This window comes from Pseudoalteromonas gelatinilytica, from assembly GCF_001641615.1.
Classification (GTDB): domain Bacteria; phylum Pseudomonadota; class Gammaproteobacteria; order Enterobacterales; family Alteromonadaceae; genus Pseudoalteromonas; species Pseudoalteromonas gelatinilytica.
The window spans coordinates 135,882-151,460 of the sequence record NZ_LRRU01000014.1 but is presented as its reverse complement, the minus strand read 5'-3'; the positions used below and the strand labels follow the sequence as shown (position 1 = coordinate 151,460).

The 15,579-nt window shown below is 42.7% G+C and carries 10 protein-coding genes and 1 tRNA gene; 4 read left to right on the top strand and 7 right to left on the bottom strand.

Annotation, left to right across the window (positions count from 1 at the left end):
- The 4 genes from NH153_RS06535 to NH153_RS06520 form a co-directional block, all read right to left on the bottom strand.
- Positions 1 to 1,014, bottom strand: coding sequence for a fatty acid desaturase (locus tag NH153_RS06535; RefSeq protein WP_063702151.1), 1,014 nt, complete (start codon positions 1,012 to 1,014; stop codon positions 1 to 3).
- Between the two features lie 46 nt (positions 1,015 to 1,060).
- Positions 1,061 to 3,232 carry a putative bifunctional diguanylate cyclase/phosphodiesterase gene (locus tag NH153_RS06530; RefSeq protein WP_063702150.1) on the bottom strand — a complete coding sequence of 724 codons (2,172 nt, stop codon included), beginning with the start codon at positions 3,230 to 3,232 and terminating at the stop codon, positions 1,061 to 1,063.
- Between the two features lie 786 nt (positions 3,233 to 4,018).
- Positions 4,019 to 4,103, bottom strand: a tRNA-Leu gene (locus NH153_RS06525).
- Between the two features lie 177 nt (positions 4,104 to 4,280).
- Positions 4,281 to 5,933: an acyl-CoA dehydrogenase family protein gene (locus NH153_RS06520; protein WP_063702148.1), complete on the bottom strand. Its 1,653-nt coding sequence runs from the start codon at positions 5,931 to 5,933 to the stop codon at positions 4,281 to 4,283.
- A gap of 140 nt (positions 5,934 to 6,073) precedes the next feature.
- Between NH153_RS06520 and NH153_RS06515 the strand changes: the two genes are divergently transcribed.
- Positions 6,074 to 6,574: an RDD family protein gene (locus NH153_RS06515; RefSeq protein WP_063702146.1), complete on the top strand. Its 501-nt coding sequence runs from the start codon at positions 6,074 to 6,076 to the stop codon at positions 6,572 to 6,574.
- 75 nt (positions 6,575 to 6,649) lie between these two features.
- Here the strand turns inward: NH153_RS06515 and lptG are convergent, their stop codons facing one another.
- The gene (gene lptG / locus NH153_RS06510; RefSeq protein WP_063702145.1) at positions 6,650 to 7,717 is read right to left on the bottom strand and encodes an LPS export ABC transporter permease LptG; all 1,068 of its coding nucleotides are present in this window, start codon (positions 7,715 to 7,717) and stop codon (positions 6,650 to 6,652) included.
- Positions 7,714 to 8,826, bottom strand: coding sequence for an LPS export ABC transporter permease LptF (gene lptF, locus NH153_RS06505; protein ID WP_063702144.1), 1,113 nt, complete (start codon positions 8,824 to 8,826; stop codon positions 7,714 to 7,716). The genes lptG and lptF overlap by 4 nt, the downstream gene beginning before the upstream one ends.
- A gap of 322 nt (positions 8,827 to 9,148) precedes the next feature.
- On the opposite strand from lptF, the gene pepA reads away from it, so the two are divergent.
- The 3 genes from pepA (at position 9,149) to NH153_RS06490 (ending at position 14,115) form a co-directional block, all read left to right on the top strand.
- Positions 9,149 to 10,663: a leucyl aminopeptidase gene (gene pepA, locus NH153_RS06500; RefSeq protein ID WP_063702143.1), complete on the top strand. Its 1,515-nt coding sequence runs from the start codon at positions 9,149 to 9,151 to the stop codon at positions 10,661 to 10,663.
- A gap of 126 nt (positions 10,664 to 10,789) precedes the next feature.
- The gene (locus NH153_RS06495) at positions 10,790 to 11,236 is read left to right on the top strand and encodes a DNA polymerase III subunit chi (protein ID WP_063702141.1); all 447 of its coding nucleotides are present in this window, start codon (positions 10,790 to 10,792) and stop codon (positions 11,234 to 11,236) included.
- A gap of 23 nt (positions 11,237 to 11,259) precedes the next feature.
- Complete coding sequence (locus NH153_RS06490) at positions 11,260 to 14,115, top strand: valine--tRNA ligase (RefSeq protein WP_063702138.1); 2,856 nt, start codon at positions 11,260 to 11,262, stop codon at positions 14,113 to 14,115.
- Positions 14,116 to 14,281: 166 nt separating this feature from the next.
- On the opposite strand, the gene NH153_RS06485 is transcribed toward NH153_RS06490, so the two are convergent.
- Positions 14,282 to 15,559 (bottom strand): outer membrane protein transport protein, encoded by a 1,278-nt coding sequence (locus NH153_RS06485; RefSeq protein ID WP_063702136.1) that lies wholly within the window; start codon positions 15,557 to 15,559, stop codon positions 14,282 to 14,284.
- Positions 15,560 to 15,579 lie beyond the last annotated feature (20 nt).

Here is a 15,579-nt window from a genome sequence, read left to right as displayed (position 1 = left end):
TTAAACTCCTTGTTGAGATGGCTGCTCTTTTACAGGGTAATGATTAGCCTGTTTTAAGCTTTGTAAATCATTAAAACGTACTCCATGCTGGGCCATAATAAGGCGTATTTTTTTGCTAATCAATTGCCTAATGTAAAAGGGCTGGTTCGGCACAAAATGATGGATTGTATGGGTTCGGCCAAAATCAAAACAAAATAACTGAAACGGTAAAAACCAACGGCTGGTGATCACATGCGTTTGCTCAAGCAAGTTATTTACACCGCCATAATAATGCATTGAAGATGTCACTAAGTTAAGAGACGTTGAGCGAATGATATTAGGCACAATAAGTACCACCATTAAAAACTCAGCTCCCGCCAGTAACTCAGCTCCCCACGGCGGCAATGTAAATGGCTGTACAAACTGCACTGCGTAATAAGCAATTACCCCATAAAGAATCGCAAAATACGCGGTTGCAAACGGAAAGCCTGCATTAAACACCCGTAAAAACTTAAAGCCGCTAATTTCTTTACTAAATCGCTTGGTATTGATTAATAAACCTAGCAGACCATCAGTAATGACCAAGCCCCTCAAAAATGGCGATTTAATGCCATTGCCCACTAAACGCTCTTCTAAATCTTGTGAGGTGCCGGATACTTTATGGTGATGTAAGTGAATCTTTCTGCGATACCAAGGATTCACCGTATTCGGCCGCATAAGCCACACGGTTAACATCATAAAGTTATGTATAAAAGGGTGATTACTAAAATACTGCTTATGGATAAGGTCATGCTCAAGCTCATGCGATACCGAGGTAATAAAGGCAGCCAGAATGATACACAGCCAAGAGGGAATAACCGCTAAGTAATAAAGTGTTGCAACACCGATTAGTGAGCACAACGACACCAGCAGAATAATCATCGCAAGTGTATTTTGCTGGTTGAGTATAGGGAAACGCGCTCTAAGCGATTGCTCTTCGGCCTTAATGGCTGTAACAATCGCCTTTATGTTTTGCTTTGCGGTTAATTCTGACATCACAAGCTTTGCTAACTGTTTGATGTCAAAATCATACAGTAATTACCTACTGCTCTCGAGAAAATTGCGTTAAAAATGGAATTACATCATTTGCTGGCAATGGTTTAGAAAAGTAATAGCCTTGTATATAGTCACAACCGGCTTCGCTTAGCACAGCCAATTGCTCGCGCTCTTCAACTCCTTCAGCAACGACTTTAATACCTAATACACGACTCATTTGAATAATCGATTTAACCAGCGCTTCGTCGCCTAAATCAACATGTACTTCATCAATAAATGACTTATCAAGTTTAAGTACATCAACCGGAAAACGACGCAAGTAGCTAAGAGACGAATAACCCGTACCAAAATCATCTAGCGAAATTAAACACCCAGCTTGCTTCAACTGCTTTAACACATCGAGATGATTCGTATTTTCTGGCGCTAAAACACTCTCAGTTAATTCAAATGAAATTTGTGATGGTTTAACCCCTTGCCCTTTAATAATCTCAAGCCATGCATTACGTTCAGGGTTAAACTCAGTAAATTCAAACAAAGAACGGTTCACATTAAAAACAAAGTTTTCATAACCTTGTGCTTCTAACGCCTTTATTTGCTGGCAGGTTTTAATCAATACAAGTTCACCGAGGGGAATAATTACCCGCGACTCTTCTGCTAACGGAATAAACTCAGCAGGTGATACCCATTGCCCTTGGTTATTCCAACGCACTAAACTTTCGAATTTAGCGACCGTGTTATTTTCAATATCAATAATAGGTTGAAAATACACTTCTATGTCGTTGTTCTTTACGGCTTGTGTAAGCTGCTCAACCAGTAAGTTGTGCTTTTTAACCTTGTTATCCATCTCTTTGCAGAAAAACAGATATTCATCGCCTGTCTGTTTTGCATTCAAGGTAGCAAGCTCAGCTTGGCGAACTAAACGACGAGCAATTTTTTCGATTTTTTCTTGTGAAGTCGCCGTTCCAGCTTGCTCAAATTGACTAATGCCCAGCGTAACTGAAACCTGCTGACTAATGCCGCCAATAGAAACAGGCTCAACAAGTAACGCGGTAATTTGTTTGCAAACATGCTCTAGTTCACTGACATGCTGATAAGTTTGTAAGATAGCAAAACTATCACCATCGATACGTGAAAAAGCCGATTCTTTAAAGCTACCGTCGAGGCGTTCTGCAAGCTCACACAAAACCTTATCACCAAAGGTTAAGCCATAAACGGTGTTGATATCTTGAAACTTATCAACATCAAAGTAGATCACGGCTAAGTTAGTATTCTCATCATCTTGATAAGACAAAGATGATAGCAACTGGCATAAGTACTCTTTGAAGTAAAAACGATTGGTCAAACCGGTGAGTTGATCGTGGTTTGCATGAAAATAAATTTTCTGCTCAGCTTCTTTTTTCTCGGTGATATCCAAAATAAACGCCACATAGCAATCTTCACCATTATTTTGCATTTTGGTTATCGATAAAAACTGCGTGTACAACTTACCTTGTTTGGTTTTATTAGTGATCTCACCAGACCACTTACCCTCAGTATTAATTTGGTGCCACATTGCTTTATAAAAATGCGGGTCATACTTGTTTGAGCTTAAAATTTTTGGATTTTGCCCTAAGACTTCATCCAATGAATAACCCGTCATTTTAGTAAATGCGGTATTCGCGTAGGTAATATGTACGTTGTGGTCGCAAATAAAAATCGCTTCGTGACTTTGCTCAATCAGTTGGTTTGAGAAATCTAATTTAGCTATAAAGCGATCTTTTTCGATTTCACGCTGGATAAGACCAGTAAATAACGAGAAAAAAGACTCAATTTGCATCGCATCATTTATTTCATGCTGAAATAGCGCGACAAGAATGGTATCGGTTTTACCCGATATACTTTGTAAAGGCACACCCACATAAGCTTCGATACCCATATCAACGAGCATCTGATCATCTGGGAATAACTGCTGAACACCCGAGCTGAAACTAGAGATACTGCCACAGCTGACATCGTTACAAGGCGTACAGCGGATATCGTAGCTGATGTTTTCAACAATTTCGTCATGCGCACACAAAGCTATAGTCGTTGCATACAAAGTTGACTCATCGACTTGAGCTAAAAAAACATGAGAAGCACCAAGCACTTCTGATAAAGACAGGCATATTGCATTATAAAAGTTCTCACTTTTAAGATTTGAAATACTTTCAACAATACGCTTTAAGTCGTATGTACCCACGCTATGCTACCCTACCGATATTGTGCACTAAGTGATTGACTTCACTTATAGTTCAGACCGCAAATTGTATTATAAGATGTATTCAAACACCATCGTACTCTAGTCTTAAATGATTAATTTTCAACCAAATAAGCACACATTTTTCGTGGTTATTTGTAGGCTAAGCATAGTTTGAACTTGACCGCTTATAAATAGAACAAAAGTTGCTTTAATAAAGGCTGAATTGGTACTTAGATTTGAGTTATAGGCTCTGGGTGCTAGGTGCTAGGTGCTAGGTGCTAGGTGCTAGGCGCTAGGCAAAATGTACCCGTAGGAATGGCTTTAGCCATGAATTATGTTTTTCAGCATTGCTGGTTTGGTGTTATTTGGGTAGGTATTGCTGGTTCGGTTTTCTTGGTTCGGCAGTAAACTGCCTCCTACAATGCTTTTACGAATTGAATTGCTGAGGATGGTTTCAAAAAACAATAACCGCACCGATCGGCTAAAAACTGACAGCTGATAGCTTTTTCAGGCATAAAAAAACCCCAGCAAATCTGCTGGGGTCATAAAAGTGGTACCAGTAGGCGGACTTTTACTTATTTCAGTGCCACGCCCCGCGTGGCGCTCAAGTCCGCTAACTACTTTTTTCAGGCATAAAAAAACCCTAACCAATTGGCTAGGGTTCAAAAGTGGTACCAGTAGGCGGACTTTTACTTGCTTCAGTGCCACGCCTCGCGTGGCGCTCAAGTCCGCAAACAACTTTTTCAGGCATAAAAAAACCCTAACCAATTGGCTAGGGTTCAAAAGTGGTACCAGTAGGCGGACTTGAACCGCCACGCCCGAAGGCAACGGATTTTGAATCCGTCATGTCTACCAATTCCATCATACTGGCTTCATTTTTCTTTAACCTTCTAAACACGAGAAGATAAAGAAAAACCACTTTAGAGCAAGAAGCTTTTTTAACTGCTTTTGTCTCTATGCCAAGCATTATACAAAGAATGGGTAAGGCGGCAAGCGTTTTGTGCGGCCCCACTGCTCAACCGCACAATAATTAAACAAGTTGTTAACTTTAGAGTTTTGGCATCATTCGCGAAACAATCGCCTGACAATCGATATCATGACTCAGGCAGCCGTACTGACTAAACCCTGCACCACTTAAACGACTTTTTACAAACGCATCGGCAATAAGTGGCTCGCCAAATTGTAATAGTGTTGCTGCTTGCCAAAGCTGTGCCAGCCTTTCAATTATGCGCCGAGCATGCATTTCAAGGTTTGCAGTATCTGTGAGCATCTCTTTTAGTTCATCGAGTTTTATCGCAAAATCAGGATGCAAACTGCGCGCTTTTTCAAGTTCATTGATAAGCACCTCAAGTGATTCAGGTTCACGGCTAAACACGCGTAGAAGGTCGAGGCATTGCACATTACCAGAGCCTTCCCAAATAGAGTTTACCGGCGCTTCTTTATACAGTCGGCTGGTAATGTTGTCTTGTACATAACCCACACCACCAATACATTCCATAGCCTCATAAGTATGCTGCACTGCACGCTTACAGATCCAATATTTACCGATTGCTGTGGCGCTACGTATTAATGCCACTTCATTGCTATCATCTTGGTTATCAAGGGCGTTGGCAATACGCATTGAAATGGCTAGTGCAGCCTCTGCTTCGATAGCTAAATCTGCCAATACATTGAGCATGAGTGGCTGTTGATGTAAGTTTTTACCAAACACACTACGCCCAGCGGTATGCCAAATTGCCTCTTTTACTGCTTGTAACATCAGCGAGCTTGAACCCAACATGCAGTCATAACGAGTTAGAGCAACCATTTGAATAATAGTGGCAATGCCTCGCCCCGGCTCGCCGAGTAACCAGCCATGCGCGCCTCTAAATTCAATTTCAGAACTCGCATTTGATTGATTACCTAATTTACTTTTTAAGCGCTGAATATACATGGCATTTTTCTCGCCAGTTTCGAGCCAGCGCGGCACTAAAAAGCAAGATAATTGCTTTTCATCGGTATTAGCGAGGACTAAAAATGCGTCGCTCATAGGTGCTGAGCAAAACCATTTATGCCCAGTTAAAGCATATAATTGCCCTGCCCCCCTCTCATTGACGGCATCGGCTTTGGTGGTATTAGCACGAACATCGGAGCCGCCTTGTTTTTCGGTCATCGCCATACCTATGGTGACACCTTTTTTCTCGGTCCAAGGCTTATTATCTGAATCGTAATGATTTGCCAGTATTTTAGGTAGCCACATAGCCGCTACATTTTCTTGACTCGCAATGGCAGGCACACTGGCAAAGGTCATGGTTAATGGGCAGCCGGAGCCCGGATCAGCATGATTGTGCAGCACCGCCATTACCGCTCTTACAACATGGCTACCGGCTTTTTGTTGCTGCCAAGGCAATGCGCAGTGCCCTTGCTCTATCGCATGCTGCATTAGCTGATGGTAACTTGGGTGATAATCAACTTGGTCTATGCGTTCGCCAAATCGGCTGTGAGTGGTTAATTCGGGTAAGTGTTTGTTTGCTAAGAACCCAGCTTGCAGTAATACACCTCCCACTTGCTCCCCAAACGCCGTTAAATGCGCAGTTCCCCATTGCCCAGCAAAACGATTTTGCCAATATTGAAGTACCGTGTCGGTCTCATAGGCATTGTAGTTTTCAAGTGGTTTGGGTTGATTAAATACCTGATGAGTTTCGCTTTGAGAAACGGCCATAACTGTGTGCTCATTTTTATTATTTTCTCAACTATAGCAGGTCAGACCTGTTTGTCGACTTACTAAACAACCGCTAACTATTTCTTGTTTGCTCAGGACTTTGCTAAACTACTGCGCAATTTAATTGGATGAGATTGTTTATGTCAGCTGAGTTTCCACGTGCCGGTTTTTGGCGCCGCTTTGCCTCTTTAATTTACGATACCTTGGTTATCATTGCTTTTGCGATGCTGACAACCGTACTCTATTTATTAGCTGTTCAAGGGCTAATTTCTTTAGAGTTACTAAGCATTGGTGACGCTGAAGATGTATCTGCTTTCATTCAAAATTCACCATTATTGTATGGCATCCGTAGTGCGCTATTGGTGATAGTGAGTATTAGTTTCTTTAGCTATTTTTGGGCTAAGAGCGGCCAAACAATTGGTATGCGGGCATGGCGTTTAAAGGTGCAAACCCTCGATGGTCAATTAATTAGCTGGCAACAAGGTGCACTTAGAGCCATTACTGCGCTATTAGGTTTAGGTAATTTAGTGGTGTTGGTCGATTTTAAAAATAAGCGCGCATTGCAAGATTACATCGCAAAAACTGAAGTGATCACCCTCACCAAAGAAGAAAATAAACGTATTTATCGCTCACTTGATTAAGTGATTAAGCAACACATCAGGCACAAAAAAAGCGTGGCTACAAACCACGCTTTTTTTGTGCATTTTACACAAGTACTACACTCGTTTATTTAAGAGATAAGTTGCAAAACCAACAAACAACAGGCTTGGTAACACGGCACCAACCACTGCTGGAATTTGATAAACCATCACCACAGGACCGAAAATCTCATTGGTTAAGTGGAAAGTAATACCGGTTATTACACCCATTATAATACGTGCCCCCATCGTCACGGTGCGAAGCGGGCCGAATATAAACGATAAAGCAACAAGCAACATCACAGCCACAGACACCGGTTGCATTATTTTGCGCCAAAGCGCTAATTCATAGGTGCTAGTATCTTGCTCATTCTGTTTTAAGTAACTTAAATATGACCAAAGCCCAGTAAACGACAGTGCTTCCGGCTTAACCGACACCACCCCGAGTTTCTCGGCGGTCAGTTGCGAGTCGTAAAACTCTTCTTTTTGCTGCTCTGTACTAATTTGCTCTGGCGTGATCATTACTTTGTTTACATCACGCAACAACCAACCATCTTTACGGTTTACGGCTTCTTTTGCTTTCGTAATTTGAGTAAGTTGCAACGATTTATCAAAGTGATACATGTGAACACCGCGTAAAGTGCCCTGCTGGTCGACATCTTCAATATTAATGAAATTACTGCCATCTTTAGCCCACACACCGCGCTTGGCATTAAAAATATCCCCACCATTAATTGCTTGGTTACGGATCTCTTTTGCCTTGAGCTGTGCTTCTGGGGCGCCCCATTCACCAAGCGCCATCATACAAATCGCCATAAACATCGCGGTTTTCATTACTGATGCAATAATTTGTAAACGTGACATACCCGCCGCTTGCATGACTACCAGCTCACTGTTTGATGCCAATGCACCTAAGCCTGTTAAGCCACCAATCAAGGCTGCCATTGGGAAGAAGATAACTAAATCACCCGGCATGCTATATAGAGTGTAAATAAGCGCAGTAGCAATATCATAACTACCACGGCCAACCGATTTTAACTGCTCAATAAACTTAATTAGGGTACTAATACCTACCAGTACCATTAAAGCAAAACCGGTGGTTTGAATTATGCTGCGACCTAAATACCAGTCGAGTGTTTTCATCATGCGTTTAACTCCCGCTTAGTCACAACTGCTTTTAACCATGCGCCGAGCGGACGACCTTTAATAATCAAGAATCCACCAATAAATAAAGCTGACAAATGGATCCACCATAAACCAATTGAAGGAGGTATTTTGCCATCTTCAACTGCAAATTTAGCGGCATTGAGTAATATGAAATACCCTAAATACAAGCTGATTGCAGGCACTAATTTAGCAAATTTACCTTGGCGTGGATTCACCACACTCAAAGGTACTGCTAGTAAAGTTAACAATGGAATTGACAGCGGAATAGCAAGACGCCATTGCCACTGTGCAATGGCTTCAGAGGTTTTCATTTTGAATAAATCAAGCGTTGGAATGGCTTCTAACTTACGGCGCTGGTGTTCAATTTCTTGATCTTGAATTTGCACACTGTAACCATCGAATTCTGTTAAGTTTAACGCAGCAGACTCGCCATCTGTTTCGTAGCGCTTACCATCGTTAAGAACAAGTTGCTGTTCACCGCTTTCTTGCTCAATCACCACACCACGTTCTGCATACACCAAACGTGCTAAGTCACCTTTTTCACGATCGGGTAGCTGAGCAACAAATACCTTGTGTAACTCTTTGCCGCCATTTTCAATATTGTGAATAAAGACCACAGCTTTTTCGTTACCGGTTTGTTGGAAACGCCCGGCACGTAATGCCGATAAGCCAGCATCAGCTTTGGCTTGCTCTTTTAATTGATATTCTTGTTCACTGGCCCATGGCGCGATGTAAAGTGTCAGCGTCCCAGCTAAAACAGCCATCGCAGTGCTTGAGATAAGTGTTACCCGAACCACATACCATTCACTGACACCGCAAGCTCTGAATACGGTCATTTCGCTGTCGGCATAGATGCGACTGTACGCCAGAATAATCCCTAAGAAGATACTCAAAGGTAAGATAAGGGAAGCCAGCTGAGGAAGTTTTAGTGCAATCATCGAGAGCACAAGTTTAGCAGGAAGACCCCCTTCAGAGGCGTCTCCTAAAATAACAACAAACTTTTGAGACACAAAAATAGTCATCAAAGTTAAAAATACGGCGACCTGCGACTTGAGAACTTCAGTGGTCAAATAACGAAAAATTAGCAATGCTCGCCCCTGTTAAACATCGAGTTTCACTGGAATAGTAAGGAATTTTGAGTAAACTAGTTATTTTACTCACTTTATTATATGCCATCACAGTTAAATATCATACCTAGCAAGAACATATAATCTTGCATAAATGGTGCAGATGGCGTCTATTATGTGATATTGATAGTCACATTAAGATAAAGTTCAAAAACACATAAATAGAGTCATAGTTTATGTACTAAGATTAGTGCTATTAAACTAAAAAATGTAAGAAAGGACTCGTAAAAGAATTTCTTACCCTTATTAACTAAGGTTATATGACTCAATATCAGGAGTAACAATGGAATTTAGCGTAAAAAGTGGTAGTCCAGAAAAGCAACGTAGCGCATGTATTGTAGTAGGCGTTTATGAGCCACGTCGTTTATCCCCCATTGGTGAACAATTAGATAAGATCAGTGACGGTTATATTTCTAACTTGCTACGCCGCGGTGACCTTGAAGGTAAACCAGGCCAAGTATTGCTATTGCATCATGTGCCTAATGTGCTGAGCGAGCGTGTACTACTAGTAGGTTGTGGTAAAGAGCGTGAGCTTGATGACAAACAATATAAACAAATCATCTCAAAAACGATTAACACGCTAAACGAAACCGGTTCGATGGAAGCGGTATGCTTTTTAACTGAGCAGCACGTTAAAAGCCGCGACACCTATTGGAAAGTGCGTCAAGCAGTTGAAACAACACAAGATTGCTTGTACACCTTCAACCAACTGAAAAGCAAAAAGAGCGACCCTCGCCGTCCACTACGTAAAATTGTTTTCAACGTACCTACGCGCCGCGAGTTAACCATTGGCGAAAGCGCAATTGAGCATGGCTTAGCAATCGCTGCGGGTAGCAAATTATGTAAAGACGTTGCCAACATGCCGCCAAATATCTGTAACCCGGCATATTTAGGTGAACAAGCACAAGAGCTTGCTGAAAACTTTGAGAACGTTAGCGTTGAGATTATTGGCGAAGAAAAAATGGCTGAGCTGGGCATGAATTCATACCTAGCAGTTGGCCGTGGTAGCGCGAATGAATCGGTTATGTCGGTGATCAACTATCAAGGTGGCGACAAAGACCAAGCGCCAATCGTGTTAGTGGGTAAAGGCTTAACCTTTGACTCAGGTGGTATTTCAATTAAGCCTGGCGAAGCCATGGATGAAATGAAATACGACATGGGTGGTGCAGCGGGTGTTATTGGTACGATGCGCGCTTTAGTGCAAATGCAATTACCGATTAACGTTGTCGGTGTTTTAGCGGGTTGTGAGAACATGCCTGGCTCAAACGCTTATCGCCCTGGCGATATTTTAACCACTATGTCGGGTCAAACAGTTGAAGTGTTAAATACCGATGCTGAAGGCCGTTTAGTACTGTGTGACGCACTCACTTATGTTGAGCGCTTTGAACCAGATACTGTTGTCGACGTAGCAACACTGACTGGCGCATGTATTATCGCGCTGGGTTCACATGCCACTGGTTTACTTTCAAACCACAACCCGCTTGCCCATGACCTACTAAAAGCGTCTGAGCAAAGTGGCGACCGTGCTTGGCAACTACCACTGTGGGATGACTATCAAGAGCAACTTGAAAGCCCATTCGCAGATTTCACCAACTTAGGTGGCCGTGCTGCAGGTACGATTACAGCGGCATGCTTCTTATCTAAATTCACCAAAAAATATAACTGGGCGCATTTAGATATCGCAGGTACAGCATGGCGCAGCGGCGGTAAAAACAAAGGTGCAACGGGTCGTCCGGTCCCTATGTTGACTCAGTATTTACTGAACCGCGCGGGTGTAAGCGAAGCAAGTCACGATTAAGCCTTATTGCAAGCTTAAAACTAACCCTAAATAAGGCGCCAAATGGCGCCTTATTAATTGAAGCAAGTCTCGTTCTATGTCAAAATCCCTGCTTTGATCTGTGTATCTGTGGGGACGTTTGTCACAATGAGCATGAACGCACAATTTTACGTTCTAAAACAAGATGATAATGCCCACCAATCGGCTGGAGCAGTTTTCGATCTGGCAGCTAAAATTGCTGCGGATCAGTATCGTCTAGGTCATCGCGTATTTATTTACGCCGATAACACCGACACGGCCCACACAATCGACGACATCATTTGGTCATTTGAACCAGATAGTTTTGTACCTCACAACTTACAAGGTGAAGGCCCTAAAGGTGGCGCACCGGTTGAAATTGGTATGACTCCGCCTGTCGGCAACAGAAAAATATTAATCAACTTAGCTGAACAACTTCCGGATTTTATCCGCCGTTTTCAGCAGGTTTATGATTTCGTACCCGTTGAGCCAAATGCTAAGCAAGCCGCCCGTGAGCGGTTTAAAAAGCTTCGCCAACTGGGCGCCCATATTGCAACGCAAGAAATTGACATTTAAGCATTTATTTAAGGTTCTGTGTAATGGATAAAACCTATAATCCGCAAGATATTGAACAGTCTTTATACCAAGGCTGGGAAGAAAATGGCTACTTTAAACCGTCTGGTCAAGGTGACGCATACTCAATTATGATCCCGCCACCAAACGTCACGGGTAGCTTACACATGGGCCACGCGTTCCAAGATACCATTATGGATACGCTAACGCGTTTAAAGCGTATGCAAGGCAACAACACATTATGGCAAGTAGGTACTGACCACGCGGGTATCGCAACACAAATGCTTGTTGAGCGTAAGCTTGCTGCTGAAGAAGGTAAAACACGTCACGACCTTGGCCGTGAAGCATTTATCGAAAAAATCTGGGAGTGGAAAAACCACTCTGGCGGCACGATCACTAAACAATTACGTCGTTTAGGTGCTTCTGTGGATTGGGACCGTGAGCGTTTCACTATGGACGAAGGTCTTTCTGAAGCGGTTAAAGAAGTATTCGTACGTCTTCACAAAGAAGATTTAATTTACCGTGGTAAGCGTCTAGTTAACTGGGACCCTAAACTTCACACGGCTATTTCTGATCTTGAAGTTGAAAACAAAGACAAACAAGGTCACATGTGGAACTTGCGTTACCCACTTGCTGATGGCGTAAAAACACAAGACGGCAAAGACTATATCGTTGTTGCCACAACACGTCCTGAAACAATGCTAGGTGATACAGGTGTTGCGGTTAACCCTGATGATGAGCGTTACCAAGACCTGATCGGTAAAGACATTTTACTGCCTATCGTAAACCGTCGTATTCCAATTGTTGCCGACGAGCATGCAGACATGGAAAAAGGCACAGGTTGTGTGAAAATCACGCCTGCCCACGACTTTAACGATAACGAAGTAGGTAAACGTCACCAGCTTCCTATGATCAACATCTTCAACAAAGATGCTGCGGTATTAAGCGAAGGCGAAAGCTACACATTCGACGGTAAAGAGCTTGAATTAGATGCGCCAATCCCTGAGCGCCTACACGGCCTTGACCGCTTTGATGCACGTAAAGCGATTGTGAGCGAATTTGAAGAACTTGGCCTATTAGAAAAAATTGAAGATCACAGCTTAACAGTCCCTTACGGTGACCGTTCTGGCGTAGTGATTGAGCCTCTTCTTACTGATCAGTGGTACGTTCGCGTAGCACCGCTTGCAGAGCCTGCAAAAGAAGCAGTTAAGAATGGCGACATTAAGTTCGTACCTCAACAATACGAGAACATGTACTTCTCGTGGATGAACGACGTACAAGACTGGTGTATTTCACGTCAACTTTGGTGGGGTCACCGCATCCCTGCTTGGTACGACAACGAAGGTAACGTATACGTTGGTCGTGACGAAGCTGAAGTACGCCGCGATAACAACCTTGCTGATGATGTTGCACTTAAGCAAGACGAAGACGTTTTAGATACGTGGTTCTCATCTGCGCTTTGGACTTTCTCAACGCAAGGCTGGCCTGCAAACACAGACGATTTAAAAACCTTCCACCCGTCTGACGTATTGGTAACAGGTTTCGACATCATCTTCTTCTGGGTTGCTCGTATGATCATGATGACCATGCACTTCATCAAAGATGAAGACGGCAAGCCACAAGTACCATTTAAAACCGTTTATGTCACTGGCCTTATCCGTGATGAAAACGGCGATAAGATGTCTAAATCGAAAGGTAACGTACTTGATCCTATCGACATGATTGACGGTATCGACCTTGAAAGCCTAGTTGAAAAGCGCACTGGTAACATGATGCAGCCACAACTAGCGAAGAAGATTGAGAAGAACACCCGTAAAACATTCGAAAACGGGATTGAAGCACACGGTACAGACGCACTGCGTTTCACCCTTGCAGCAATGGCTTCTACGGGTCGTGATATCAACTGGGATATGAACCGCCTTGAAGGCTACCGTAACTTCTGTAACAAACTATGGAACGCAAGCCGTTACGTATTAATGAACACAGAAGAGCAAGATTGTGGCTTTGCTACAGATGCTGAAAAACAGTACTCACTCGCTGATCGTTGGATTTTAGGCCAATTTGAAGCAACGGTTAAAACCTATACTGAGCATCTAGAAAACTACCGTTTTGACCTAGCAGCAAACACCATTTATGAGTTCACTTGGAACCAATTCTGTGACTGGTACCTAGAACTGACTAAACCAGTATTGTTTAAAGGTAACGAAGCACAGCAACGTGGTACTCGTCACACCTTAATCACGGTATTAGAAAGCCTACTTCGCTTAATGCACCCGTTAATGCCATACATCACAGAAACGATTTGGCAACGTGTTGCGCCACTTGCAGGTATCGAAACTGCGGGCACTAGCATCATGGTTCAAGGTTTCCCTGTATACAATGAAGCTAATGTTGATAGCCAAGCGATGGACGACCTAGAATGGGTTAAACAATTCATTCTTGCTATTCGTAACATTCGTGGTGAAATGGATATCAGCCCAAGCAAACCATTATCTGTATTGCTTGCTAATGCGTCTGACGAAGACAAACGCCGCTTAACGGATAACGAAGCATTCTTAGCGTCGCTTGCTAAGCTTGAAGAGTTCACCCTTCTTGATAATAAAGACGATGCACCAGCGTGTGCAACATCGTATGTTGGTAACCTTGAGATCATGATCCCAATGGCTGGCCTAATCGATGTTGAAGCTGAATTAGCTCGTATCGCGAAGCAGCTTGAGAAAGCAGAAAAAGGCTTAGCACAGGTTCAAAACAAGTTAGCTAACGAGAAGTTCGTAAATAACGCACCAGAAGCTGTACTTGCTAAAGAGCATGCTAAACTGGCTGAATTTACCGATGCGAAAGACAAACTGTTAGCGCAAAAAGCGAAAATCGAAAGTCTATAACAGCATATATAGCGCTATAAGTTTTATAGCGCTTACAAAAAAGCCGCACTATAACATTGTTATAGTGCGGCTTTTTAATGCTCTGTAACAGCGACTTTACGTCGCGTCACAATTATACCAACCCGCAATAATACTTAATCATTTTGAGGGATTAAACGAATTGGTATTAAAATTTGTAGTTGTACTGAGCACCAACTAGAACTGCGTGACCTTTTGATTCAAATTCCCATGAAACATCTTGGCCTAAAGAAGCAGCTAGACTGTCTTTTTCAGAGAAGTTTTGTGTTTTACCACGAAGGATGCTTACACCTAAGTCAACATTTGAGTTTTCGCTGAATGCGTAGTTACCACCAAACGAGAACCAGAAACGATCTGTATCAGGGATAGAGATTGAAAGGTGCGATTGGTCTGCTGGCGACTCATCGTATGCAATACCTGCACGAAGTAAAAGTGCATCGCTGTACTGGTAGTCAGTACCGATAGAGTAACGCATTGAATCAGAGAAGTTCTCTTCTTTAGAGAATACAGGAGATTCAACACCTGGTACGTAGGCTTCTAATTTTTGGAAGCTGTCCCAACCAGTCCATAAGATGCTGTAGTGTACGCCTAGCTTCTTATCGATTTGGTGTGAACCAGAGAATTCTGCAATGGCTGGTAAGGTTAATTTTAACTCACCTGGTACTTTAGTACCCGCTAGACCGCCAAAAGCAGCTGGAAGTTGGTTTGAATACTCGCCTTCAAAGTCGATATCTGTTTCGCTGCGGTAGTTAAAACCAAAACGGTTGTTTTCGTCTAACTGATACATTGCACCAATGTTCCAACCAAAGCCGTAATCGTCACCTTCAAGGTGAGCAATTTGCGTGTTAGCTGGTAAACCTAGAGGGTTTGCACCTGCATTACGAACAACTTTCGCATCAGCATAAACATAGTTTAAGCCAAGACCTAGGCTGAACTGTTCGTTGATTTTGTATGACGCGCTTGCATTCATGTTAACTGTTACGATTTCAGTTTCACCCGCGATAGAGCCTGCCGCATAGTCATCTTTAAACTCAGTTGAAAGACCAAAGTTTGAAAAAGCACCAAAGCCTAAAGACACTTTGTCGTTTAAAGGCATAGTGAAGTAACCTGCAGGAATAAATGCAGATGGCGCAATGCTATCGTCATCGATAGAGCTTTCATCTAAGCTGTATGCAGCACTTTCACCTTTTAAGCTTACATCTGGAATGACAGCAATACCTGCTACTGAGATTTGCTTGTCTTTGAATAAAGACATAAGTGCAGGGTTACGAGCAACAACAGACGCGTCATCAGCAACGGCTGCTTCACCAGCGTATGCACGACCTAAACCTGATACGTTTTGCTCTGCTAATTGGAAAGCTGCAGCAAAGCTGTCAGCAGAAACAACAGCAAGTGATGCTGCAATTAGTGTTTTAGTGAACTTCATAAATCTGTGTCCTCTTGCAA

Bases quoted from the DNA above. Each gene is read 5' to 3' on its own strand.
- NH153_RS06535 (WP_063702151.1), bottom strand. From the start codon at position 1,014: ATGTCAGAATTAACCGCAAAGCAAAACATAAAGGCGATTGTTACAGCC.
- NH153_RS06520 (WP_063702148.1), bottom strand. From the start codon at position 5,933: ATGGCCGTTTCTCAAAGCGAAACTCATCAGGTATTTAATCAACCCAAA.
- NH153_RS06515 (WP_063702146.1), top strand. From the start codon at position 6,074: ATGTCAGCTGAGTTTCCACGTGCCGGTTTTTGGCGCCGCTTTGCCTCT.
- lptG (WP_063702145.1), bottom strand. From the start codon at position 7,717: ATGATGAAAACACTCGACTGGTATTTAGGTCGCAGCATAATTCAAACC.
- pepA (WP_063702143.1), top strand. From the start codon at position 9,149: ATGGAATTTAGCGTAAAAAGTGGTAGTCCAGAAAAGCAACGTAGCGCA.
- NH153_RS06495 (WP_063702141.1), top strand. From the start codon at position 10,790: ATGAGCATGAACGCACAATTTTACGTTCTAAAACAAGATGATAATGCC.
- NH153_RS06490 (WP_063702138.1), top strand. From the start codon at position 11,260: ATGGATAAAACCTATAATCCGCAAGATATTGAACAGTCTTTATACCAA.
- NH153_RS06485 (WP_063702136.1), bottom strand. From the start codon at position 15,559: ATGAAGTTCACTAAAACACTAATTGCAGCATCACTTGCTGTTGTTTCT.